This is a genomic window from Shewanella avicenniae (assembly GCF_017354945.1).
Classification (GTDB): domain Bacteria; phylum Pseudomonadota; class Gammaproteobacteria; order Enterobacterales; family Shewanellaceae; genus Shewanella; species Shewanella avicenniae.
Window position 1 is genome coordinate 2881463 of the sequence record NZ_CP071503.1, and the last position, 25606, is coordinate 2907068.

18 protein-coding genes are annotated in these 25606 nt (G+C 45.4%); 4 read left to right on the top strand and 14 right to left on the bottom strand.

What is annotated here, in order from left to right; translation table 11 throughout:
• From JYB87_RS12845 to JYB87_RS12905, 13 genes are all read right to left on the bottom strand, one after another.
• Positions 1–2865 carry a VCBS domain-containing protein gene (locus JYB87_RS12845; RefSeq protein WP_207353876.1) on the bottom strand — a complete coding sequence of 955 codons (2865 nt, stop codon included), beginning with the start codon at positions 2863–2865 and terminating at the stop codon, positions 1–3.
• A 16-nt stretch (positions 2866–2881) separates the two neighbouring features.
• Positions 2882–3655, bottom strand: a complete 774-nt coding sequence (locus JYB87_RS12850) for an efflux RND transporter periplasmic adaptor subunit (protein WP_207353877.1) — start codon at positions 3653–3655, stop codon at positions 2882–2884.
• Positions 3656–3662: 7 nt separating this feature from the next.
• Complete coding sequence (locus tag JYB87_RS12855) at positions 3663–5174, bottom strand: TolC family protein (protein ID WP_207353878.1); 1512 nt, start codon at positions 5172–5174, stop codon at positions 3663–3665.
• A 349-nt stretch (positions 5175–5523) separates the two neighbouring features.
• Entirely contained in the window at positions 5524–6528 is a 1005-nt protein-coding gene (locus tag JYB87_RS12860; RefSeq protein ID WP_207353879.1) for an NAD-dependent epimerase, read from the bottom strand.
• Positions 6529–6633: 105 nt separating this feature from the next.
• Positions 6634–7797 carry a nucleotide sugar dehydrogenase gene (locus JYB87_RS12865; protein ID WP_207353880.1) on the bottom strand — a complete coding sequence of 388 codons (1164 nt, stop codon included), beginning with the start codon at positions 7795–7797 and terminating at the stop codon, positions 6634–6636.
• Between the two features lie 59 nt (positions 7798–7856).
• A complete protein-coding gene (locus tag JYB87_RS12870) occupies positions 7857–8816 on the bottom strand; it encodes a DHH family phosphoesterase (protein WP_207356698.1) in 960 nt (319 codons plus the stop codon).
• 26 nt (positions 8817–8842) lie between these two features.
• On the bottom strand, positions 8843–9451 hold the full coding sequence (gene cysC / locus JYB87_RS12875) for an adenylyl-sulfate kinase (RefSeq protein ID WP_207353881.1): 609 nt from the start codon (positions 9449–9451) through the stop codon (positions 8843–8845).
• Positions 9452–9560: 109 nt separating this feature from the next.
• Positions 9561–10970, bottom strand: coding sequence for a sulfate adenylyltransferase subunit CysN (gene cysN / locus JYB87_RS12880; protein WP_207353882.1), 1410 nt, complete (start codon positions 10968–10970; stop codon positions 9561–9563).
• Positions 10971–11015: 45 nt separating this feature from the next.
• Positions 11016–11927 carry a sulfate adenylyltransferase subunit CysD gene (gene cysD, locus JYB87_RS12885; protein WP_207353883.1) on the bottom strand — a complete coding sequence of 304 codons (912 nt, stop codon included), beginning with the start codon at positions 11925–11927 and terminating at the stop codon, positions 11016–11018.
• 208 nt (positions 11928–12135) lie between these two features.
• Positions 12136–13140, bottom strand: coding sequence for a hypothetical protein (locus JYB87_RS12890; protein ID WP_207353884.1), 1005 nt, complete (start codon positions 13138–13140; stop codon positions 12136–12138).
• Between the two features lie 266 nt (positions 13141–13406).
• Entirely contained in the window at positions 13407–14972 is a 1566-nt protein-coding gene (locus tag JYB87_RS12895) for a sodium/sugar symporter (RefSeq protein WP_207353885.1), read from the bottom strand.
• A gap of 21 nt (positions 14973–14993) precedes the next feature.
• Positions 14994–16154, bottom strand: coding sequence for a galactokinase (galK, locus tag JYB87_RS12900; protein ID WP_207353886.1), 1161 nt, complete (start codon positions 16152–16154; stop codon positions 14994–14996).
• A complete protein-coding gene (locus JYB87_RS12905) occupies positions 16151–17221 on the bottom strand; it encodes a UDP-glucose--hexose-1-phosphate uridylyltransferase (RefSeq protein ID WP_207353887.1) in 1071 nt (356 codons plus the stop codon). Before JYB87_RS12905 ends, galK begins: the two co-directional genes overlap by 4 nt.
• A 1137-nt stretch (positions 17222–18358) precedes the next feature.
• Here JYB87_RS12905 and JYB87_RS12910 point away from each other — a divergent pair.
• Positions 18359–21088 carry a TonB-dependent receptor gene (locus JYB87_RS12910; RefSeq protein ID WP_207353888.1) on the top strand — a complete coding sequence of 910 codons (2730 nt, stop codon included), beginning with the start codon at positions 18359–18361 and terminating at the stop codon, positions 21086–21088.
• Between the two features lie 61 nt (positions 21089–21149).
• Here JYB87_RS12910 and JYB87_RS12915 read toward each other — a convergent pair whose 3' ends face one another.
• Positions 21150–22046, bottom strand: coding sequence for an AraC family transcriptional regulator (locus JYB87_RS12915; RefSeq protein ID WP_207353889.1), 897 nt, complete (start codon positions 22044–22046; stop codon positions 21150–21152).
• A 148-nt stretch (positions 22047–22194) separates the two neighbouring features.
• On the opposite strand from JYB87_RS12915, the gene JYB87_RS12920 reads away from it, so the two are divergent.
• From JYB87_RS12920 to dgoD, 3 genes are read left to right on the top strand one after another with little or no spacing between them, the layout of a single operon-like run.
• Positions 22195–22974 carry an SDR family oxidoreductase gene (locus JYB87_RS12920; protein ID WP_207353890.1) on the top strand — a complete coding sequence of 260 codons (780 nt, stop codon included), beginning with the start codon at positions 22195–22197 and terminating at the stop codon, positions 22972–22974.
• Positions 22975–23026: 52 nt separating this feature from the next.
• A complete protein-coding gene (locus JYB87_RS12925) occupies positions 23027–24436 on the top strand; it encodes a sugar porter family MFS transporter (RefSeq protein WP_207353891.1) in 1410 nt (469 codons plus the stop codon).
• A gap of 14 nt (positions 24437–24450) precedes the next feature.
• Positions 24451–25599: a galactonate dehydratase gene (gene dgoD / locus JYB87_RS12930; RefSeq protein WP_207353892.1), complete on the top strand. Its 1149-nt coding sequence runs from the start codon at positions 24451–24453 to the stop codon at positions 25597–25599.
• The last annotated feature ends 7 nt before the right edge of the window (positions 25600–25606 follow it).

A 25606-nucleotide genomic window follows, 5' to 3' on the forward strand; every position in this document is an offset into this window, starting at 1 on the left:
TTAGTGGGGGCAACTACAGACAGTTTGATCTATCGCGCTACTACCAATGGCAGAGCTGCTTCCTTCAGTAGAAATAGAAACAACAAACTCTTGCGCTGTGGATGGGCCAGTGTCGTTGGTTAAAATGTTCCCTGATGGATTAACACCATTCACTAAGACAGTGTTGGTGTTTAAGTTGTCACCTTGTTCTACGGCTACGATAGTATCCGTTACACCCGTTGAATCATTTACCCCTGCACCATAAACATTGATAATCAGCTCTGCTTGGCTAGTTTCTCCAGCACTATCTCGCATGGTGTAGGTGAAGATATCCTGCACAACTTCGCCTTCCGCAATAGCGCTATTATCAGCATTTGGGGTGTATGTATATGAACCATCAGCACTCAAGAATAATTGCCCATGAGCCCCTTGGTAAAGAACATCGGGAGTTCCCTCGCCACCTGAAAATGTAAATGTTGTTCCATTAACGCTTGTGATCTGGTCACTACTAAGCGTGATACTGCTAACCAATCCCGAACTATAGGTAACATCTGTAACCGTAGTACCTGTTGGTACACCTTCGGCAATCACAGTCATTCCTATTCCGATGGTTCCGGTTAGATTAGAAAGTTCAGTTAATACAGTACCACCGGTTGTTGCACTTGATTGCAACATGGCTTGTGCACCTTGTGAGGAGTTTTCAATGCTCTTGGTCGAGTCTTCGAACGATACATACTGGTGAGTTTCCAAAAACGAAACAGGATCGTTGATTGCAACATATCCACTTCCATCCCAGTAGTAGTTGGGGATATGGCTTAAAGGAATACTGTAACCGTTAACAATAGTGACTGGGGAAGACGTTGCGTAGACTTGGGTGAACGTGCCACCATTATCTGCCGAGTAATACAAAGCATTGTATGAGACATTACCGCCGACATCAGTTAAATCTACATATAACTCATCACCATTCGTCACTTTATTAGCGAGAGACTGACCATTAGCGGAGCTAAATGTGAGTTGATAGCTACCGGTGTTTACCGTCACTACGCCAACTGCAGCTGTGCCTTGTGAAGAAAGTCCATCAATGCTTAAAACATCATGACTATCAACATCGTTATCATTATTTAATACATTTCCAGTAGCGTTATATCCACTGTAGTCAAAACCGGAACCCACAGTAGTAGTAGATTCCTTAGCACTATTGAAATCATCATTGGAGACTGGTGCATCATTACTACCTTGGATGTTAATCGTCAATCTGGCCGTCGCGAAGCCGCCCTTACCATCTGCTACGGTATAGGTAAATGTATCGGTGGCAGTTCCAGTTAATAACGCATCTACACTACTATTACTATTTTCGACAACGTAAGTGTAGTATCCATCTTGGTTGATATTTAAAGTACCGAACTGACCTATAATAACCGTAGTGCCGTTACTGCCGACGATGGTAGAACCGCCACGACCTGCAACAGACACATCCGTCACAATCAGGCTATCGTTATTCCCGTCAGTATCATTCGTTAGCACGTTGCCAGTTGCATTAACCGTAGGTGTTATCACTCTTACTGGAGTATCGTCCAGGTCTGTACCCAATTCTACAGCCATCGAGTTATTATCGTCATTTGCAGTAGGAACGATGTTTGCGGTTTGCTTATCGACTAACTCATTTAGCGCTGAATCCACTCGATCTGATGATGATTTAACATCCACCACACTGTATATGCCGGCTTCCGCACCAGTAGCAACAGTCAAATCGGTTTTAGTTAATCCATCAAAGTAGGCTTGGTCGACAACAAGAATGAAGCCTAGGTTATCACTCGAATCACTATCGCCGTCTTGGTTTCCGTCGGCTTGAGCGGTTTCAAAATCCACAAAATCTGTATCTGTCCAGAAATAGAAGGCCTTGACTTCGCCCTGAACTTTCAACGGACGACTAATCCAACCGTAGTAATCCGTTCCTCCGATATTAATACCTATAGCTGAAACGTCATTACCACTAAAATAATGGCTGTTGTAGTTAGAGTCGTCTACAGTAACAGGCCCTAAACCATTTGCGTAAGTTTCATCTGAGATAATAATGGTATGAGAAGACTGCTCTTTCTCTGCCCAGTTCTCAGTGTTATTTGCGATACCATCGCCGTTAATATCCCGCAACATTGCATAGGCATTTACGAAATCATATCTGGCCCATTCAACATCAATGTTTTCACCATTAACCGTCAAAACACCGTGGTCGTCATCGCTCGCAGCCTGGCCATCAGAAACAGTGTTATTAGTACCAAAAACCACGTCAGCAAAATGTTGCCCTTCATCACCGGCCGTGTCGTCACCATTATTGATAAGGCTATCCAGTGCATGGCCGAACTCTTCTACAAGCACCCTAGACGCTACATCAGCCCCAAATTGCAACAAATAGGATTCATTTAAATAAATGGTTGGCTGACCATTAGTACCGTTAGCACTAAATGCGCCTAGAGAGCCACCAAATGTCTGATTATCAAGTAGCTCCACCTTAACGTTGATTTCATTTGAAAAAATGCCCTGTCTAACCGCCTCTAAAGACTGTAGCCAAGCCATATCAATCTGTTCTTTTCCGCCATTGAATATCGAAAACAATTGCTCTACGGAAGCGGTTTCGAGAAAGGTTCTTATCTGTTCCGATGCCAGTTCAGTAGCCTGATTTGTAGACTCATGAGCTACCGCTGGTTCAAAAAAGCTGCTATCCATATCTTGCACAGATAAATCGATATCGTGAGACGACGTATCAGCATCACTCATCACATCCGCAGAGGTAGCAACAGCAGCACCATCGAACATAAAACGCTGCTCTAACTTCATCAATTCAGTTTCAGAAGAAAACTCTTGGGGAAATAAGGGTTGAGTCATTTTGATACTCCTCAGACTACTGACTGAAATTTGATGACGGCGAAGGGGCTTTGATATTGATTCGACCACTCATGCCGGGAAGAAGCTCTTTATGCGTGTCATTAAGAAGCGCGAACACTTTTATTGACTGACTGAGCGCATCAACTTTGCCAGATGTATAACCAATATTGGCTTGATAGATTTTCTTTGTATCAATCACGTAAATAGAGAGTGGATAACCTATTTTCAACCATGAAAGCCATGAAGAAGGAACGATAAACTCAACCATAACCGATTGATTATTTTGAATTTCAATTAATGGCTTGCCTGTTTCGACAAATTCATTTTCATTAACGAATTTATCAGAGATTGTTCCATCATAAGGCGCCGTAATCGTACAATTGCCAACAACCGCATCTAAAAGCTCGACTTGTGCCTTAGCTTTTTCAACTTCAAGCCTGCTATTTTCTAATTCCACAGTTCCCACAGCATCCATTTCCGCCATGCGTTTCGTTCCATTGAATTTGTTCTCAGCAATCTGAGTTTCTATTCGTGCTTGGCTTAAGCGAGCGTTTTCAGCGTCACACTTAAATTCAATGAGCTTCTGACCTGCGTGAACCAGAGTGCCCTCTCTCACTAACAACGAGAGAATCTTCCCTGTCATTTCTGCGCTCAATGTAGCGTGATGACTTGCTGTTATTTGTGCTCGCAACTCTTCGATTTCCAAAGAAGAATTAAGCTCTTCTGCAAAAGCTAAGCTATTGATAAATAGGCAAGCTAAACCACAAAAATGCTTGATATTGATGTCCATTTCACACCTAAACATCAGGTTCAACAGGCAGTTGGATACCATTAATATCCTGGGCAAGCCATTGCTTGATAATGGCGCCCAACTGCTCGAGATCCATATCATCTACACTATTGATTAGTGGTTCATGTCCAATACTAGAATCTAACAAGCCTACAGCCTCTGCGTACTTTGACATTGCTTCATAACGTCTTAATTCACTTAAAATAGTCGTAACATTTGCCGAAATTCGTCGCTGCTGCCCAGCCATATTGCCTTCAGTCTTACTGATTGCAATTTGCTCTAACTGATTATCAACGTTAAACAAATCGTCAGACCGCTGATATTGAAGCAGTGCATTCGTATATTGATGAACGGCTAAATGCACCTTAGCGATAGTGGTCATCTGAAGCGCGGCGCGTTTTAACTGTTCGATAGATTCAGTCTTTTCGGCCACCTCTTTCTTTGAAGAGTACGACAGCAAATTCATTAAATTAAAGCTCAGAGAAGTACCGGCTGAATTCCACGCATGATTTACCATGTAATAATCATTGTCATAATGAGTGCCCACCTTAAAGGTCAAGTTAGGGAACATTTTTAACAGCGTCTTGCGCGTTTCTAACGCAGCAATTCTCACATTAAAATACTGTTCTCTTAAGTCAGTGTTGTTAAATAGCGCATATTGCTCCAGCAATGCTACATCCACAGACAGAGGTGTAAACTCTTCAGATACTTCAGAAAGTTGGAACTCTGTGCCAGGCAAAACTCCCATCAATTTCGATAGTTCTATTTTTGCACCAGACAAATCTCGGTTAATACTCTCAAGTAAACGCAGATTTTCGAGAAGATTACGTTGATATCGCAAAGATTCTTCTGGAGAGGTTATTTTTTCAGATACCAAACTTCTGGATTTATCGAGCGCGGTCTCTGCTTCAGAGATTGCAACCGACACTTTGCTCGACAACTTCTGATTAGCCAACGCTTTCCAATAAGCAACACGCACATTTTGAATCAATAAATGCATTGCCCGTCGACGCTCTTCATTAGCAACCAGTAATCGATCAGCATTTTGCTTTGACGTGTAATAGCTCGCCCCAAAATCCAGTAGACTCCAAGACAGACCTAAATCATAAGTATTATGTTTGGGGTCAATAGATACATTTGTTTCTCTGTCACGATCGATGGCATATGGCGTGCTGTAATCAGCTTCATAACGACTAGAAAAATTATTTCGCCAATCATATCCAGCTTCAGCTAAGAGTTTAGGCAGCATGTCAAACTTGCCTGCTGCTAACTCACTCGAAGCAATCGATTGTTTGAACACCAAAACCCTTTGTTCCAAATTATTTTTTAACGCTCTTGAGATCGCTTCCGATAAAGAGATTGGCTGTGTAATTGGCTGACTAGCTGCAAGAATCATCGCTCTATCAGCTTGATATCCTTGTTCTAAATCTCTAAAAGACAAATCGTTAGGTGTGATCGTGCATCCTGAAATGCACAGTGCGGCTAAAGAGCTCCCGAAGAGCATGGTGATACGTTGCATTTAATGTCCTGAATACTGAAAGAAAGTGCCGTTTAATCCATTAAAAGCAGAGGTAGGATTTAGACATGTAGCCTATTTTAAAAGCGTCCTTTGCTTTTATACTTTCTGCGCCCATCAACCCCTAACAGATTATTGACAGAAATGCAGATTTTTTCAGAATTTATTTTTAGAAAATAATTACTTTAGAGAGTAACGATTTACACGAATTTAATCAACGGGTTATAAAAAGAAAGCTACAATTTTAGAGTTTTGGAGTTTGTCAGAATATTATCATCACTTAATAATAAAGCTTCTTATTTACAAGAAGCTTTATTTGACAAAAATATGCCGTGTAATGAAATGATAACTATTACTGATAGTATTTTTTATACCAATCTGCAAAAGCTTGTACACCTTCTTTGATACCGACTTTGGGTTTGTAGCCAATCGCCTTGAACAGATCTTCAGTATCGGCCCATGTGGCCTGCACATCACCGTCTTGCATATCCATCATGATTTTTTCTGCTTTTTTACCCAGCGCAGTCTCGAGTTCAGCAATAAAGTCCATCAGTTTTACCGGGCTGCCATTGCCAATGTTGTAAACACGGAACGGCGCCAAGCTGGTTGCTGGTGAGCCGGTTTCAACTGTCCAGTCACAGTTAGGTTCTGGGATATGTTCGGCGCAGCGGATCACCCCTTCTACGATATCGTCGATAAAAGTGAAATCACGGCTCATGTTTCCGTGGTTGAATACTTTAATTGGCTTATCTGCCGTGATTGCATTAGCAAACAACATCGGCGCCATGTCAGGGCGTCCCCAAGGGCCATAAACGGTAAAGAAACGCAGCCCTGTTGTTGGCAAACCGTACAAGTGGGCATAACTATGGGCCATCACCTCATTGGCTTTTTTAGTCGCGGCATAAAACGACACCGGATGGTCAACGGAATCACCGGTCGCAAATGGCATTTTACGATTTAAGCCATATACCGAGCTTGATGATGCATACACTAAATGCCCAACCTTGTTGTGACGGCAGCCTTCCAGAACGCAAAGCGTACCGATTAAATTGCTGTCAGCGTAAGCAAAGGGATTGGTTATCGAGTAACGCACACCCGCTTGTGCGCCCAAATGGATCACGCGCTCAAACTGTCCATCAGCAAACAACTGCGCCATGCCTTCACGGTCGGAAAGATCGAGTTGCTTGAAGGTAAACAGAGCTTCACCATCAAGCTTATTTAAACGGTCTTGTTTTAGACTGACATCGTAGTAATCATTGAGATTATCGATACCTACCACTTCATGCCCAGCTTCACACAGACGTTCAGCCACGCGAGAACCAATAAAACCAGCGGCTCCAGTTACCAAATACTTCATTTACGCCTCACAAATAAAAACGCCGTATCAAGTAGATACGGCGTCTTGGCATCAATGTCAGTGCAGCATCCACTCAAAATTTAGAGCAAATGCTATCATAAATAATTAATCGTGACCGAAGATATCGCGGGTGTAGACTTTTTCCGCCACGTCTTCTAAATCAGCTTCCATACGATTCGATAGAATCACATCAGACTGCGCTTTAAATTCATTCAAATCACGGATCACTTTTGAACGGAAGAATTCGTCTTCTTTCAGCACAGGCTCATACACCACAACTTCGATACCCTTGGCCTTAATACGCTTCATCACACCTTGAATAGCCGATGCGCGGAAGTTATCTGAACCACTCTTCATGATCAGACGATACACGCCCACCTTCTTCGGTTGCTTAGCGATAATCGAATCTGCGATAAAATCTTTACGAGTGCGGTTGGCATCCACAATCGCAGAGATCAAGTTGTTCGGCACTTGATTGTAGTTAGCCAGCAACTGCTTGGTGTCTTTCGGCAGACAGTAACCACCGTAACCAAAAGATGGGTTGTTATAGTGCGTACCAATACGTGGATCTAAACACACACCATCGATGATTTGACGAGTATCCAAGCCATTCATTTCGGCATAGCTGTCCAACTCGTTGAAGTAAGCAACACGCATCGCTAAGTAGGTGTTCGCAAACAACTTAATCGCCTCAGCTTCGGTGCTTTCAGTGAATAAGACAGGGATATTTTCTTTCAGCGCACAATTAGCCAAAAGACGAGCAAATGCTTCAGCACGTTCTGAACGCTCACCCACGATAATACGAGATGGATAAAGGTTATCGTACAAGGCCTTACCTTCACGCAAGAATTCAGGAGAGAAAATGATATTGTCTGAGTTCATCTCTTGCCGCAGGTTTTCGGTGTAACCCACAGGCACGGTCGATTTGATAATAATGCACGCGGTTGGGTTGAGTTTGACCACTGTCGCGACCACTTGCTCAACGGTGCTGGTGTTAAAGTAGTTAGTGGTCGGATCGTAATCAGTGGGCGTCGCAACAATCACGAAATCAGCATCTGCGTACGCATTGACATCTGTGGTAGCTGTTAAATTCAGCGTCTTAGAAGCCAGATAATCTTCAATCATCTCATCAACAATCGGTGACTTACGTTGGTTAACCAATTCAACGCGACTCGCCACAACATCGACTGCCATTACTTGATGCTGCTGAGCTAATAAAACAGCATTGGACAGACCTACATATCCGGTCCCTGCCACAACAATTTTCATGATAATCCCTAATTCATATAACTAATGGGCGCCATCGTGGCGCCCATTCTACCCCCAAACTATTGGCGATAATAAGTAATAACTGTTGAAATGAATTGAGATAGATCACTTACTGGCAAGGCATTAATGCCTGCGGCGGCCTCTCTTCCTCCCCCCGTTGCAAAGCTGCTGCAAATTTCACCAGCACCTTGACGATTAGCTAATGGCGCCCGCAATGAGACCATCAAACTACCATCAGCATTATGCGTCACCACAGCAATCACCCGCGAAGGATGTTGATTAGCAAGATCATTCCCCAACACGCCGCTGACGCGCTTTGCCCACGGTTCATCTGGCAATGTGAAAATCAACAAGGTCTCGTCATCATGAGTCGGTTGCTGCGCTGCGACATTTGCCATATCGGCTTGATAGGCGGCTCGTAACTGATAGAAAGGTGATGTTTTATCATCGCGCAACATAAAGGGCGATTCATACTTCACTAGCGCTTGGAATAACTTGGCGGGCGAAAAATGCAAATCGTCCAGATGAGCACCATAACCGTTGTAGTTTACTAACGTGCCAAGCTCGCATAAAAAGACACTATCAGCATCTGACAAACCACGCTGCTCAGCCAGCGCATCCGCTACCGCTATCATATTGTCGCCATAGGCTGCCGCAATAGCCCAATCTCGGTATTTGCCATTAAGTAATTTATCAACAATCAAAGCCGTACAGGTATCGGCCGCTGTATCAACATGTACCGTTAAGAGTGGATGTTGTGGGATTTTGCCAGCACGATGATGGTCAATATAAGTAACCGAAGCGCCATGAGCTAACGCCGACCGCAGCGCCTCAATATTCTTTTCCATCGAGATGTCTAGCACGAGCAACTCGTCATCAGCTTGAGCGTTCACTTGCTTTAGCAACGAGATATCACGCTTTACACCAGTAATGAGCTGCGATGTTTTGGGCACTGCCAAACGCATTTGTACTAATGAAATAATACCGTCAGCATCGCCATTAAAAATATCGTATTGCATCCCGTCACTACCGCTCATAGAACCGCTTATAGATAGCCATGCTGTTTGAGATAAGTGACAATTTGTTCAGCACATTCAACAACCGACTGACTGGCCGTATCAACGTGAATTTCAGCCTTTTCCGGCGCTTCATAGGCAGAGTCGATACCGGTAAAATGTTTAATCTCCCCAGCTCTCGCCTTTTTATATAAGCCTTTCGGATCTCGCCGTTCACAAACCGCCAGCGGCGTATCGATAAAGACCTCAATAAACTCTGAGGCTGAATGTAACGCTCTAACGAGCTGACGATCTTCTCGAAACGGCGAGATAAAAGCGGTGAGCACAATTAAGCCCGCATCCACAAATAACTTACTGACCTCACCAATGCGTCGAATGTTTTCAATTCGGTCTTGGTCGTTAAACCCAAGATCTTGATTCAGACCATGCCGAACGTTATCACCATCAAGCAAGTAACTGTGATATCCCTGAGAAAAAAGCAACTGCTCCACTGCGTTGGCAATCGTCGATTTTCCTGACCCACTGAGCCCGGTAAACCACAGCACCGCTGGGCGCTGGATCCCTTTTTGCTGGACTCTATCCAACTTTGACACTTGATGCTGATGCCAAACGACATTTGTCGCTGCTGATGAAGCCATCGCAATCTCACTCCGAATGAATTGCCCAAAAACAGTAGTAATGCGTAAGAGCCCAAATAGCCTGTAACAATGAAAGAGCTATTCGGCTCCTAGTTCAACGTAAAACGAGTTAGTCCTTACTAATGTCGCGTACGCCCCAGTGCGGGTATTGCTTGCGAATGAGCGCATTAAGCTCCAATTCAAAGCTTGAGTATTGAGCGGCTTTGCTTGCGACAGCATTCACCTCACGACTAATCATACCGGCAGCGACCGTAGCGTTGGTTAAACGGTCAATCACAATAAATGAGCCGGTGGTACGGTTTTGATCGTAAGCATCAAACTGAATTTTTTCATTCAACTGAAACCGACACTCACCCATTTCGTTGAGTGCGAGTTGCTGAGCATCTTCTCGTGCTAATGTGTTCACATTGACACGATAATTGACCGCTTGAACGTATCCCGAGGTCAGTTTGTTGCCTGCTTTAACTAAGTACTCGCGATCAAGCTGTAACGCTTCCTCTGCCATCCAAACCACGTCAGCATCAAAACTGTTATTGACGATACCATGGTCATTTGGCCGAACCAGGGTATCACCGCGGCTAATATCAATTTCATCTTCAAGAGTAATGGTCACGGCCATTGCGGCAGAAGCTTTCTCTAATTCACCATCAAAGGTCACAATGGATTTAACTCTGCTTTGTTTACCTGATGGTAAAGCCTCAACCGTATCACCGACACGAATTTCACCGGAAGCAACGGTACCGCAGAAGCCACGGAAATTGAGATTCGGGCGATTAACATACTGAACAGGGAAACGAAAGGCTGCCTGAGTTTGCTTATCTATTGTTACTGTATTCAATAATTTGAGCAGCGGAGAGCCTGGATACCAAGGCATGTTCTCACTCTCATTTACCACGTTGTCGCCTTTCAATGCTGAGATAGGAACGAAACGAATATCGGTAAACTTAAGTTGCGCGGCAAACTCGCGATAATCTTGCTTTATCTTTTGATAAATCGCTTGGTCATAACCCACGATATCCATCTTATTAATCGCAATAATCACATGCTTAATACCCAATTGCGAGCAGATGTAAGAATGGCGCCGCGTCTGAACTTGTACACCATAACGGGCATCAATCAGGATAATCGCCAAATCACAAGTAGATGCGCCTGTGGCCATATTACGGGTGTACTGCTCATGCCCTGGGGTATCGGCAATAATGAATTTACGCTGCTCAGTGGAAAAATAGCGATACGCCACATCAATGGTAATGCCCTGCTCGCGCTCAGACTGTAAACCGTCTACCAACAAAGCTAAGTCAAACGCTTCATCGGTTGTATTGAAACGTTTGGAGTCTTTTTCAATCGCCGCCATCTGATCTTCAAAGATCATCTTGCTGTCATACAGCAAACGACCGATTAATGTCGATTTGCCGTCATCCACACTGCCGCAGGTGAGAAACCGCAGCATGTCTTTGTTCTCATGAACCTTTAAATACCCTTCAATATCAGAAGCAATCAAATTTGAACTATGAGCCATTGTATTTTCCTCAAACTAAAACGAAGTGCTAAACCATGGAGTGAATTAGAAGTAACCTTCCATTTTTTTCTTCTCCATAGAGCCTGAGGAGTCATGGTCGATCACCCGCCCTTGACGCTCTGAGGTGGTTGATAACAGCATTTCTTGGATCACTTCGGGCAGAGTCTGTGCCACGGATTCCACGGCCCCAGTCAACGGATAACAACCTAATGTTCTAAAACGCACCATGCGCATTTCAGGCGTTTCGCCTTCTCGCAGCGGCATGCGCTCATCATCCACCATGATTAACGCTTCATCCCGTGCAACAACAGGACGAGGTTTAGCGAGGTAAAGTGAAGGAATTTCGATATTTTCTAAATAGATGTATTGCCAAATATCCAGTTCAGTCCAGTTAGATAATGGGAAAACGCGAATGCTTTCGCCTTTATTCACTTTACTGTTGTAAGTATTCCATAACTCTGGGCGCTGATTTTTAGGATCCCAACGATGTTTGCTATCACGGAACGAGTAAACCCGTTCTTTAGCACGAGACTTCTCTTCATCGCGTCGTGCCCCGCCAAAAGCCGCATCGAAACCATACTTATCGAGTGCTTGCTTTAGTGATTGCGTTTTCATGATGTCAGTATGTTTGGCACTGCCGTGATCGAAAGGGTTAATCCCCAAACGCTGGCCTTCTTCATTGATATGAACCAGCAGTTGAAACCCATGCTTCTTAGCCATGCGGTCACGAAACTCAATCATCTCGTGAAACTTCCATGTAGTATCAACGTGCAGCAACGGGAACGGGATTTTACCGGGGTAAAAAGCTTTGCGAGCTAAATGCAGCAGGACAGAAGAGTCTTTACCGATGGAATACAACATCACTGGATTATCAAACTCAGCCGCAACTTCACGCATGATGTAAATCGACTCGGCTTCCAGCGCTTTCAGGTGGGTCATTTTTTCTGGCGTAATCATCAATTATCTCGCTATTCCGGTTACCCCTTAACCACGACACAATCGTTGATAAGAGAGGTAAAGTAACCTGTGATTGAGCGGATAATAGCAGACGCTTATATAGCTTAAATGTTCGTTTTTGGAACTTTATATATCTAATGTGAATAATAATTTTTATTCGAAATGTTCGGATAGCCCTACGAAAGCGATTGAGTCGCTATGACTTAACCTAGTACCTGTCTATCTTCAAAGACACATACCATTGACCATCATCCATAATGAGCAGCGGCCTGCGCTTGAAGTGTTCAGGTAGTGTATTTGTGATGTCGAAACGCCAGTTAATCAACTCCGGACGCCAAAAGCTTTCGCTACTTGACGCATGGATGGTGACGAAAATCGTTCCAACTTGGGGACAATTGAGGGAAACAACCTCCTGACCACCGAGATATTTAGAAGAGAGATTAAATTGGTGTTCGCCTTCAGTAAGTTGAATCGCAATCAATGACTCAACCCAAGGTTTTTTCGTTGTTTCATCTGTTGGTTCAATGTCCTTGAGCCAACGGTCTCGCTCGCCTTCCTGGAACCAGTATGCCAATGACTGCCGTAACGGAAGTTTACTAACAGGCTTAGCATCCACAGAAACTTGATCCGGACATCCGTCATTGCCACATCCAAAAACAACCAAGCAAGAACGTTCCTCTGAAGCCGCGCTCAAATATGAATCACGTCGATGAGGTGTCGCAAGAAGATTTACTTGCCGATCTCCCTCGGGATCAACAAAGAACATTAACTCCGCAGCGCGAAGATGTAATGCCATAAAATTGTGCTGGATGGGGGATACCTTTCGCCAAGATGCAGGCCGTCGAAAAATACCTGTGGCGATGTCACTCACTTTATGATGAGAATCGTACGTCACCAGAGTATATCGTTGTAACTTATCAGTAAGATGAGCAATTGGAACAGGCCATGGAGTCACAGCATATAAAACATCTGTCTGCTCAATTTCCGCAATAAATAGCTCAAATCCCCAGTAAGCATTAGCAAGATGTGGCGTGCCCAGCACTTTATGGACAGCTTCTTCATCCATTTTACCCACGAATATTCCTGTAGATTTGTCTGGAATAAATTTACTTGGATTTAATGGAGAAACGGAGTCAGCAGCACAGCCGATGAGAAGCATGGTGCCCAAGAACACAATGAAGCGTTTTTTCATTCCGAACATGTTTGTCATCATCGGTTAATGTTGCTACTTGTGTAGCCTGCCAAGTGGCAGAGATACACTCCACATTAAGGATAGAAGTACAAATATGTTTGCTACAACTTTATGAAGGGGGCTTTGAAGCGGAATTGTTTATTGTGATTGCAAAGTGACATGGGTCAGCTGATTAGGTGACCGTCTCCCCTCTGAGCTGCTTTCTTGCGATCACATGAGGCCGAATTAACAGTGACCGCTGTTTGCTGGGCCAGCCTCGGCGTAGCAAACAGCAGTCAATATCACCACTACCACCAAACAGTATAGAAACAAATCAAAATCAAGGAGATAACCACTGCGTTGACACGATAACTCACATCAGTTGTAAAGTTGATGTCATTCAATGGAATGCTGTGCTCATGATCCTTTCCTTTGCCTTCGAACAATGAAATAACCACGGCCAGCACTAAGCATGTTAGGAATACATAGCCAACACGATCCATAAATGGCACATCAGGCAGCCAGAATTTGGCTGCTGCAGACAACGCAGCCGAACCGATAGCCGCAGCCAGCGCACCGTTAGCGGTGGTCTTTTTCCAGAACATCCCCAGCACAAATAACACCACAATCCCCGGAGTGAAGAACCCGGTGAACTCTTGAATAAATTGGAACGCCTGTTCAGCTTTACCCAGTAGTGGCTGAGCAGTGACCAATGCCACCAGCAACGCCAGCACACTGGCGATACGTCCAACTTTTACGTAGTGATGCTGTGTTTTATGACGACGCATCAGTGCATACAAATCCATGGTAAAAATGGTTGAAATACTGTTGGTCATCGACGCCAAGCTGGACAGAATTGCCGCGACTAATGCAGCAAAAATAAGCCCTTTCAAGCCCACAGGCATCAGTCCCATCAACTGTGGATAAGCTTGATCAGGTCGGTCAAGCGGTGGCAACAACACTACAGCCGCAATCCCGGGTAATACCACCAACACAGGCATCAACAACTTAAGGAAAGCTGCGAAGGCAATCCCCTTGCGCGCCTCTTTCAAGTCTTTTGCTGCCAGCGCCCGTTGAATAATGTATTGATTGAAGCCCCAATAGGACAAGTTCATTACCCACATACCGCCAACAAGTACCGAGATACCAGGTAAACTTGCGTAATTAGGACTATCAGCCGTAAGGATCATGTCAAACTTTTCAGGCAGCTTAGTCATCAAGATATCAAAGCCGGCAACAATACCTTTGCCATCGCTGACCAGTTGCAACGAGATATACGAGAGGAACAAACCACCCGCCACTAAGAGCAGTACTTGAATGATGTCGGTCAATGCCACAACCTTCAAGCCGCCATAGAGCGAGTATGCCAGTGACAGTGCCGCCAACAGCACTAAACTAGCGGTAATGTTTAGTCCAGTGAGCGTGTTAATAGCTAACGCGCCCAGCCACAACACGGCCGTCAAGTTAACAAACACGTACACCGCCAACCAGAACAGTGCCATCGTCAGTCGTACACGATTATCATAGCGGTGCAGCAAAAATTGCGGCATGGTGTAAATCTTACGTTTTAGGAAAATCGGTAGGAACCAAGCACCTACGATAATCAGCGTCAATGCGCCCATCCACTCATAAGATGCAATGGCTAGGCCGATGGCGTACCCAGAACCGGACATACCGATCACTTGCTCAGCAGAAATATTCGATGCCACCAGCGAGGCGCCAATCGCCCACCAAGGTAGACTATTGCCCGCTAAAAAATAATCATTGGTATTTTTATCGTGCCCTGGTTTATCTCGAGATACCCACCAAGCCAGACCTAGTAAGATGACCACATACGCGGCAAGGATTGCAAAATCCAATGGGGCTAACAACATACTGCGTTCTCCTTGGAGTTTTTAAGATTGGGCTACAATCTCGGCACCGGCCGAAGGCTGACAAACAAACACATCCGCCACTAACCCTGTTTGCTCCGGATAGTTGGCGGCGATCTGCGCTTTAACTTCGGCAACCATATCGTGTGGTACCAACGCCACCACGCACCCACCGAAACCGCCACCGGTCATGCGGACTCCGCCGCGATTGCCGATAATGCTATGCACCAGAGACACCAAGTAATCGATTGGTGGAACGGTGATTTCAAAATCATCACGCATCGACGCGTGAGATTCAGCCATTAATTGGCTGAGGGTTGTAATGTCATCATTTGCCAATGCCTCTGCTGCCGCGAGCGTACGCGCATTTTCGGTCACAACATGGCGAACGCGACGTGCGGTCACATCGTCGAGCTCAGCAAAGATATTGCCTATGGCATCGATGTCTAAGTCGCGCAGCGCCTTAACACCATAATGTTCGGCACCAGCTTCACATTGTTTACGGCGGGTGTTGTATTCACTGCCAACCAAGCCACGTTTAACGTTGGAGTTAATGATCACTACGGCCAGTTCTTGCGGCATAGCAAATGCCTTGCACTCTAATGAGCGACAATCGATCAACACCGCGTTACCTTGTTGCCCCTGAGCTGAAATCAACTGATCCATGATACCGCTGTTACAGCCAACAAAATGGTTCTCAGCTTGCTGCCCAGTAAGCGCAATCTGAGCAAGGCTCATCGGCTGTTCGGCCAGCGTTGTGAGGGTCAATCCGAGAGACACTTCCAGTGCAGCAGATGAGCTAAGACCTGCACCCTGAGGCACGTTACCGCTAATTGCCAGATCGCAACCAACCAGCGCGATATTTTGCCGCTGTAAACTCAGCACCACGCCACGGACATAATTGGCCCATTGATAATCAGCGTGATGTTCAATGCCAGTCTCTAACGAGATCTCATCCAACTGATTATTGTAATCAGCTGCAATCACTCGAATAACATTGAGGCCATTCTTACGTGCCAGGACATGGGTATCGAAGTCGATAGCACATGGCAGCACGAAGCCATCGTTATAATCCGTATGCTCGCCTATCAAATTTACTCGGCCTGGGGCACGGAAATGGTAATCGGCAGTGGCCTTGAAATGTGCAGAAAATAGCTGATTGAGTTCAGCGACTGTCAGACTCATACGTCACCTTTTTGTACTGATTTGTAATGAATTGGAGACTGTTGACGCAAGCGTTCAGCCGCTTGCTCTGGCGTCATGTCACGTTGGGTTTCTGCCATCATTTCATAACCCACCATAAATTTTTTCACGGTAGCGGAACGCAGTAATGGCGGATAAAAATGGCAATGCATTAGCCAATGTGCCCGCGCTGATTCATCTTGATATTGCGCAGAATAAGGCGCGACGTGCCATCCCATCGAATAGGGAAAAGCGCACTGAAATAAATTGTCATAACGGATGGTGATTTGTTTGAGAATATCGGCCAGCGTTTGCTGTTGGGACGACGATAACTCTTCCATGCGCGTCACATGTGTTTTGGGCAGTAGCAAAGTTTCAAACGGCCACGATGCCCAATAAGGCACAACAACTAGCCAGTGTTCGTTTTCTACGACGGTGCGAGCGCCATCTGCAAGTTCACGCTCAACATATGCCTGAAGCAGATTTTTACCATGCTGAGCTAAATATTGGCGCTGTGATTCATCGGTTTTTGCCGGCAGAGTTGGCACCGAGGTACACGCCCAAATTTGTCCATGTGGATGAGGATTGGAGCAGCCATTAATGGCGCCTTTATTTTCAAACACCTGCACCCAAGCATACTGCTGTGATAACTCACGATACTGCGCAATCCACTCTTGGATCACCGCAGCAATTTGCTCATTAGATAATTCAGGCATGGTCAAACTGTGATCTGGCGAGTAACACACCACACGGCTCGTACCTCGCTCAGATTCCATCACGAACAAGCCATCATCATTACGGATTGCGGCTGGAGTGTCTTGATGTAACGCAGCAAAATCATTGGTAAATACAAAAGGTTTACTGTAGTTAGGGTTAATATCACCTGTGATACGCTTGTTGCTCGGGCATAAAAAACAACTGCTATCGTAGTGGGGAATATCATCCGTCGCGGGGGCTTCAACCTGTCCCTGCCATGGTCGTTTTGCACGATGCGGCGACACCAACACCCAATCCCCTGTTAGCGGATTATAACGACGATGGGGGTGCTCTTTTACATCAAACTCTGACATTACAAACCTCAACTTCTGTCAATCTGTAGTACTGCTATAACCTTACGGACTCTTTAGTCATTGGCCGCCAACTTGCTGCCCATATCGTGGCATGGTCATCCTTGAATGGATGACCAATACGGAGCCACAAGGCGACTTGTTCCGTACAGTTGACCATTGGCTTCTGGTTAAATATCTCAATATCGTCACCAGAAGTTGCTGCCAATTGGATGACCTAGTTGCACAATAAATTTGCGGCATTATCTAGCAATTGCGCGCAAACAAATAGTAGGCATTGTTTCAAAATCGAATTAAAGCAAAGGAGTTTTACTAATCGACTAATTTTCAAACAACATATTAAAATAATGAAAAATCGAGCTCGGCATACTTATTTAACGCCTTAAGGGTTTCATAGGTTTCCCTTAGGTTAGCGCTTTAATTTCAAATCCTAACGTGCAAACTTTCAGTCATTTAATTCTTAACATGGTGTTTTTTATGATTCGCCAATTCTGGTAAAGATGCCGCCTCTATATTGTTTATTTAAAGCATAAAGCGGTTACCAAATAACAGTTAAAATCATGTATATCCTTGTTTCTCATCAATCCTAAAAGTCAGCAATTCAAGATGACTTAGGGCTTGGTTATCATTGATTCTTTTATAGCAAGGTTTTAGCTAAGTTGATGAAGGCGTCAATGAGAGATGTCGATCAGAACTGTAATTAACGTTTCATTTAACCAATTTAGGACTCTAATCCATTTGCCACCCATACTATTCGCAAAAATTATTATTTCAACCTATTTAGTAAATAAATCCATTAGAAACCATCTGGTCTAAGCGGTTAGCTAGCAGAAACAGCTGAACCAATCCGCAGCATCTCTCGCCACACAAGGCTATTAGCCAAAAGTATTAGTTCTAACAGTTGACTATTCGTAGGAATAATACAAAACCGTAATCTAAACAAAAAACATAAAATAATCCATTTTCTTTCCTTTATTCCTCCATGTTAAGAAGATGTTGGCCACGTTAGGATTTGCGAACATTTTCTCTACACCAGCCAAATGACCAATAGTGCTGCTGAATTTGAGAATGTTACATAAATCTTTCATTTGCTCGTGCAGCAATGGTTAGCCGAGTTTTCCATTTGGGGGGAACATCTGAATGAAAAGAATTACGCATAAGAAAACCGTTTTAGCGTTATTGATTGGGGCATCGCTTAACGTCTCTGTTAATGCACAAGAAAATACATCAACAACCAAAGAAACTGCTGATACAGACAATATTGAAGTTATTCAAGTTACAGGTTTGCGTGGTAGCAACCTGCGTGCTTTAAATAACAAACGTTATTCTGCAACCGTCGTTGACGGTATTTCCAGTGAAGAACTGGGTAAATTCCCTGACCAGAACGTTGCTGAATCTTTGCAGCGTATTACGGGTATTTCCATCGATCGTAGCGGTGGTGAAGGTCGTTTCATCACAGTTCGTGGTCTTGGCCCAGAGTTTAACTCTGTTTTATATAATGGCCGTATTCTAGCAACTGAGAACTCTGGCCGTGAATTCAGCTTCGACATTCTGGCGGCAGAAGCGATCAGTGGTGCGGATGCCTACAAATCGTCAACCTCTGACCTATTAACGGGTGGTATCGGTGCGACGGTTAACCTGACTACAGCTAAACCTATGGACACCCTTGGAACTCAGGCAGCGATTAGTGCTAAGAGTACCTACGACACTCTGGCAGAGGATTACTCACCACAGATTTCAGGTGTGTACAGCTACTCAAATGAGACCTTCGGTGCACTGGTGTCGTTGAACTATGTAAACCGAAACTACCGCATACAAGAAGCTGCCATTGACGGTTGGATGGAGCGTGATTTCAGCTACATTCCTAACAAGAGTGGCCCGGGCGATTTTGCGCACGTTATGGCACCACGTAACATCGACTTCCGTGACGACCAAGGTGATCGTGAGCGTATTGGTGGGACAGTCGTTATTCAGGCTCGTCCTAATGAAAATGTATTGCTGACCGCCGATCTTCTTTACTCAAAGTTCACTGTTGATTCATCCGTTATGACTGCGGCAAGCTGGACCCACGACTGGGTAGAAGGTTTTGATTCTGCCTATGTAGACGAAAACAACACTATGCTGGCGTACTCCTACGCTAACGATGTTGCAGGTCTGTCTTCCGACTTTGTACAGCAAGCGTTTAACCGTCCAACTGAAACACGTCAAGTGGGTCTGAACATGGAATGGTTTGTTAACGACGCGCTGCAAGTCACTGCTGACGTATCCTACTCTGATGCAGTTAACGATGCAGGCGGTACCGGTCAGTTCGTTATTGCTGGCGTACCTAACGCTAACCCACGTTATGATTACACCCATGGCGGCGATTACGGCAGTCTGACTTATGATAATCCGATGGGTGCAGATTTAATGCGCAGCCACTCATTGTATTTCAGCGGTCAGGATGTCAGTGACCAAATCACTCAGTATCGTCTGGATGGTAAATACACATTAGGCTATGAATTCGCTGAAGTAGTTCACTTCGGTATCTATGGTTCAAGCCGAACTAAAGATCGTCAAAGCTATGATAACGGTACAAACGGAAACGTATTCTCTGGTTACGGCTTCGACGTACCAGATGAATTATTCCAATCTGTTGACCAAAGCGATTTCCTCAGCGGTGGCGCACCGGCAACTTGGTTTACTTTCGACCCATTTGCATACGCCGATTACCTGTGGTCAGAATCTAACATCCGCGAAAACATCATCAATGCTGGCAATGGTTATGCCGACAGCATCATGCTGCGTCGTGAACTAGGCGGTCCATACGCTCGCCCAAATCGCAACACGATTGCAAAAGTATCTGAAGACGTGTTCGAAGCATACGCTCGTTTAGACTTCAACACTGAGATGTTCGACATGCCGCTGTCTGGTAACGTAGGTCTGCGTTATTCGAAAACCGATATTGAAGCAGCAGGTTACAGTGCATTGGTCACCGACATCTATCCTGTAGTAGGCGATGACACGCTACTCAACCTGACCTTGAGCGACACAATGCGCTTGGTTGAGAAGAACGATTACGATTACTTCCTGCCTTCTTTAAACCTGAAGCTGGATGCTACTGATGACCAAGTAATCCGTTTTTCTGCCACTAAATCGATTGCCCGTCCTACGTTGACTCGTATGACTCCAGGTATGAGCGGATACAGCGGTCGTCTAAATGCGTCAACTGCCTACGGTGGTAACCCGCAACTATTGCCTTACGAGTCTGTGAACTTCGATTTGGCATGGAACTGGTACTACGGCGAAGCAAGCTACGTCGGTGTAACTGCATTCCACAAGCGTGTTGATAACTTCATTTCGTCAGTAACACTGCCGGAAGTCATTCTGGAAGGTAATCAATACGGTGAGTTCCTCGTAACCCGTGAACGCAACGCAGAAGCTGCGAACATCAAAGGTCTCGAACTGGCACTGCTACATACTTTTGATAGTGGTTTTGGTTTTCAGGCAAACTACACCTTTGTTGACTCGGATGACGATTTCGATCCAACCGACAACACGAATACGTTTGCACTGGAAGGTTTGTCAGACTCTTACAACCTGATTGGTTTCTACGAAAAGGATGACCTTCAAGTACGTATCGCCTATAACTGGCGTGACGAATATCTTGCCCAAGCAGTTGGTGGTTACAGCCAACCAGTCATGGTCGAAGCATATGGTCAGCTCGATTTCACAGCGACGTACAATGTGACTGAAAACCTGTCGGTATTCCTTGACGGAACTAACGTACTGGACAACGAAGGCAGAAGATTCTCTATCTATGAAGAACGTCTACTGAACTTCAACAAAAGTGGTGCCCGCTTCTCATTAGGTGCTCGTTACACCTTCTAAGCAGCACGTAGAACTAAGTCACCCCAGTCTGTACTGGGGTGACTTATTGCCAGAACGATACTCAGTACATCTCAATGATCAAGCTGAACGCCTTGCGATAAATTTTTGGCGACACTTGATTATGACGTTTAAACAATCGGGAAAAATAAAACGCATCGTTGTAGCCCAGTGATGCAGCGATTGTCTGAATAGGTTCATTGGTAAGTTTGAGTTTGTCGCAGGCTGACTGCATCTTTAGACGAGTAAAAAACTCCAGTGGCGGAACATTCATTTTAGCTTTGAAGAGCGCAGAGTAATGGGTGGGTGACCAACCAGAAATTTCTGCTAGTTGCTCCAACGTCAGCAACCGGTGCAGACTTTTTTTCATGACATCCACTGTTTTCTCAATGCGTTCTTCTACGCCCTGCTGACTCGCCTTAATAGAGCGCTGATACAACTTACAGATCCCTAAAAAGTGCGCCAGACTGGTAGATAAGCATAACAAACTGGTGTGAGTGAATCCGCTTTCAGTATGTTGATAAACATCCTCAAAAGCATCCATTAGCCCAGCAATGTTCGGAATGTTAATGATGGGTTCGTGTTCAGTGATTTGAAGCTCTTCCAGATAATGAGAAAACATATTTCCGCGAACATGAAACCAGAATATTGTCCAAGGATTATCATTATTTGCTTCATAAGAGTGTTCACATTCTTTCGGTATCACAATCATATGCCCGGGCTTCAGATGCCACTCATTGCCATTAAAACTGCATGTCCCACCACCGGCCAGACAAACAATGATTATCGATTCAGGCACACCCTCACGACGCTTTACATAATGGCCTTTTACCGACTGAAACATACCAATGTGAGTGGGGAATAAACTGGCACAAACTGGCTTTTGAAATGCCGTTTCAACAATAGCGGGCGGGACCACAATTAAACGTTGTCCAGGGAACCCTTCTGACATTCTTTGCATAGGTTATCCACCAAGTACGAAAATCATAAAATAGTACATGCTATACGACTTTTTATCCATTTTTAAATTGGCTTAACAACACTATAGTCGGTAGCAATTTAAGAAATAAATTGCAGTAGAACTGCATGCAGGAAACAGGTAATTCATTATGGGTCAAAGATTACTCGACAAAGTCGCCATCGTTACTGGTGCGGCTATGGGAATTGGCGCTGAAGTCGCCCGAACATTCGCCAAAGAAGGCGCTAAACTTGCTTTATTCGATACTCAATACGGCACTCTGGAAGCATTAAAAGAAGAGCTGATTACCCAGTACGGATGTCAAATCAACATTTACAAAGTCGATGTCGGCAATGAAGAAGTCGTCAATGCAGCCATTGCTGATGTTATCGCAACTTACGGCCAAATCGATGTGCTGGTAAACAACGCAGGCACCAACGTGTTTAACACGATTTTAGACCTGTCGCCGGAAGATTGGCAGCGTTGTATCTCGGTGAATCTGATGGGTGCGATTAACTGTAGCCGAGCCGCCATCCGTCACATGCTGGCTAAGAACTACGGTAACATTGTCAACATTGCTTCCGTACACGGCCATAAAATTGTCAGAGGTGCTTTCCCTTACACAATTTCCAAACATGCCATTATCGGTATGTCCCGTTCACTGGCCATCGAATATGCAGATAAAGGCATTCGCGTGAACTCTATCTCTCCGGGCCTTATCGAGACGCCGCTGGCACAGAGCTTCTTCGACAGCTGCGAGGATGAAGCTGCTGAGCGCGAAAAGCAACGTCAGATCATCCCTGTTAAGCGCTTCGGCCAGCCAGAAGAAGTCGCGGCCACCGCGCTATTTCTAAGTACTGACGAGGCTCGTTTTATCAATGCCACCGACATTTTGATCGATGGCGGTCGCAGTCAGGTTTACTGCGACTAACACATAGTAAGTAAAACTACTGCGATTAACGAATACAGATTTGGGTATTTTTATGAGTTATCAGGATATGCAAAGCCCTAAAATCAATACCGCGTTTATCTGGCTGATCAGCATGACAGCCGCCTGTGGCGGTTTACTCTTTGGTTATGACTGGGTGGTCATTGGTGGTGCCAAGCCATTTTACGAAGTGTATTTCAATGTTGATTCACCTACCTTGTCAGGTTGGCTGATGTCCTCTGCACTGATTGGCTGTATCTTTGGAGCCATGTGTGCCGGTGTACTGGCTGATAAGCTAGGCCGTAAATACGCACTCATTATTTCCGCACTGTTGTTTATCGTTTCTGCCGCGGGAACCGCTTTGGCAGATAGCATCACGCCATTCGTGCTGTACCGTATTCTTGGTGGTGTAGGCATTGGTTTAGCATCCACAGTGTCGCCCATGTATATCTCTGAGATCAGTCCCGCTGATCGCAGAGGGAAACTAATTTCTCTGAACCAGCTGACTATTGTGATCGGTGTACTAGCTGCACAACTCATCAACCTGATGATTGCTGAGCCAGTAGACGGCGATATCGCGCTGGATTCTTGGAACGTAGTAGAAGGCTGGCGATATATGTTTGGCGCCGAACTGATCCCTGCCGCATTATTCTTTGTGCTGATGTTTCTCGTCCCTGAATCACCACGCTGGCTGGTGAAAGCCGGTCGTCATCAGGAAGCGGGTAACGTACTGGGTAAGATTGGTTCCGGCGACTATTCAGCTAACAGTCTTGCTGACATTCAGGCAAGCTTTACCCAGGAAACCACTAAGTTTTCATTATCCGATCTTAAGTCAGTTAAGCCGCTGCTAATCATCGGTGTTGTATTAGCCTCGTTCCAGCAATGGTGCGGCATTAACGTTATCTTTAACTATGCTCAGGAAATTTTCGCTTCTGCAGGTTTTGACGTTAACGATACGCTGAAGTCCATCGTCGCCACCGGCATTATCAACCTAGTGTTCACTATTCTGGCACTGCCAATGGTAGAAAAAATGGGCCGTCGTACCTTGATGATTATCGGTTCAGCGGGGCTGGGTGTTATTTACCTTATCATCTCTGGTATGTATATGATGGGCATCGATGGTCTGCCATTGCTGGCCATGGTGTTGGTTGGTATTGCTACTTATGCAATGACACTGGCGCCGGTTACATGGGTACTGCTGGCGGAGATATTCCCTAACCGCGTACGCAGCGGTGCGATGTCGGTGTGTACGCTAGCATTGTGGCTAGCATCGTTTGGCCTAACATTCACCTTCCCGTTCCTGATAGAAGCGTTTGCCGCCTCAGGCAGCTTCCTGTTCTATGCGCTGATTTGTTTCGTTTCCTTCCGCTTTATCTGGCTTTACGTGCCGGAAACAAAAAAGCTGACCTTAGAACAAATCGAGAAAAATCTGGCCGGTGACAAACTGGTCTGTCAAAACCGCTAACAAGAACATCCATCATGAAAATTAAACAATTACGCCTTTACCCTGTTGCACCTCGCTGGTGTTTCCTAGCGGTTGATACCGACGAAGGTGTTACTGGCTGGGGCGAGCCAATTATCGAAGGTAAAGTTGAGACCGTGATGGCTGCGGTCAAAGAGCTTGAGTTCTATCTCATTGATAAAGATCCAGCGCAGATCAACGACCTGTGGCAACTGCTTTACCGTGGTGGTTTCTACCGTGGTGGTCCTATTCTGATGTCAGCTATTGCCGGTATCGAACAAGCACTGTGGGACATCAAAGGCAAGGTCATGGGCCAGCCTGTGCACCAGCTGTTAGGCGGTCGCGTGCGCGATAAAATGAAAGTTTATTCTTGGGTGGGCGGCGATGATCCTGCCGATGAAATTGCCCAGATAAAGGCGCAGCAGAAGCTTGGTCGCAGCACCTTCAAACTGAACGGGTGCGGCAAGATGGCGTTGGTGGACACCCACAAAGCTGTGGACGACGTCATTGAGCGCATCGGACTTATCCGCAGTACTTTCGGTAACACCGTCGACTTCGGTCTAGATTTCCATGGTCGCGTGTCAGTCCCAATGGCCAAAGTTCTGCTTAGAGAGCTGGAGCCATTCCGCCCTCTGTTTGTCGAGGAACCCGTGCTGGCTGAACAGTACGAACAATATTCTGTGCTGAGTAGCAGTACATCCATCGTGCTTGCGGCAGGTGAACGTATGTATACCCGCGCCGAGTTCAAACGTGTGTTATCACGCGGTGGCCTTGGCATTCTGCAGCCAGACGTTTCTCACGCCGGCGGTATTCTGGAAACCGTGAAAATAGCAGCAATGGCTGAAGCATACGATGTCACCCTTGCACCGCACTGCCCTCTTGGTCCTATTGCCTTCTCGGCGTGCCTTGCCGTTGACTTTGTCTCCTACAACGCTGTTCTGCAGGAAACGTCTTTGGGCATGCACTACAACACCGGCGCCGACCTGCTCGACTATGTGAACAACAAAGACGATTTCACCATTACCGACGGTTTCATCAATCCACTGACCAAACCGGGCTTAGGTGTAGAACTCAACGAAGACGCAATTTATCAAGCTGCTGAACAGCACACAGGGTGGCGTAACCCGGTGTGGCGTCACCAAGACGGCTCAGTGGCTGAGTGGTAAGGAATAC

Bases quoted from the DNA above. Each gene is read 5' to 3' on its own strand.
- JYB87_RS12845 (WP_207353876.1), bottom strand. From the start codon at position 2,865: ATGACTCAACCCTTATTTCCCCAAGAGTTTTCTTCTGAAACTGAATTG.
- JYB87_RS12850 (WP_207353877.1), bottom strand. From the start codon at position 3,655: ATGGACATCAATATCAAGCATTTTTGTGGTTTAGCTTGCCTATTTATC.
- JYB87_RS12855 (WP_207353878.1), bottom strand. From the start codon at position 5,174: ATGCAACGTATCACCATGCTCTTCGGGAGCTCTTTAGCCGCACTGTGC.
- JYB87_RS12860 (WP_207353879.1), bottom strand. From the start codon at position 6,528: ATGAAGTATTTGGTAACTGGAGCCGCTGGTTTTATTGGTTCTCGCGTG.
- JYB87_RS12865 (WP_207353880.1), bottom strand. From the start codon at position 7,797: ATGAAAATTGTTGTGGCAGGGACCGGATATGTAGGTCTGTCCAATGCT.
- JYB87_RS12870 (WP_207356698.1), bottom strand. From the start codon at position 8,816: ATGCAATACGATATTTTTAATGGCGATGCTGACGGTATTATTTCATTA.
- cysC (WP_207353881.1), bottom strand. From the start codon at position 9,451: ATGGCTTCATCAGCAGCGACAAATGTCGTTTGGCATCAGCATCAAGTG.
- cysN (WP_207353882.1), bottom strand. From the start codon at position 10,970: ATGGCTCATAGTTCAAATTTGATTGCTTCTGATATTGAAGGGTATTTA.
- cysD (WP_207353883.1), bottom strand. From the start codon at position 11,927: ATGATTACGCCAGAAAAAATGACCCACCTGAAAGCGCTGGAAGCCGAG.
- JYB87_RS12890 (WP_207353884.1), bottom strand. From the start codon at position 13,140: ATGATGACAAACATGTTCGGAATGAAAAAACGCTTCATTGTGTTCTTG.
- JYB87_RS12895 (WP_207353885.1), bottom strand. From the start codon at position 14,972: ATGTTGTTAGCCCCATTGGATTTTGCAATCCTTGCCGCGTATGTGGTC.
- galK (WP_207353886.1), bottom strand. From the start codon at position 16,154: ATGAGTCTGACAGTCGCTGAACTCAATCAGCTATTTTCTGCACATTTC.
- JYB87_RS12905 (WP_207353887.1), bottom strand. From the start codon at position 17,221: ATGTCAGAGTTTGATGTAAAAGAGCACCCCCATCGTCGTTATAATCCG.
- JYB87_RS12910 (WP_207353888.1), top strand. From the start codon at position 18,359: ATGAAAAGAATTACGCATAAGAAAACCGTTTTAGCGTTATTGATTGGG.
- JYB87_RS12915 (WP_207353889.1), bottom strand. From the start codon at position 22,046: ATGCAAAGAATGTCAGAAGGGTTCCCTGGACAACGTTTAATTGTGGTC.
- JYB87_RS12920 (WP_207353890.1), top strand. From the start codon at position 22,195: ATGGGTCAAAGATTACTCGACAAAGTCGCCATCGTTACTGGTGCGGCT.
- JYB87_RS12925 (WP_207353891.1), top strand. From the start codon at position 23,027: ATGAGTTATCAGGATATGCAAAGCCCTAAAATCAATACCGCGTTTATC.
- dgoD (WP_207353892.1), top strand. From the start codon at position 24,451: ATGAAAATTAAACAATTACGCCTTTACCCTGTTGCACCTCGCTGGTGT.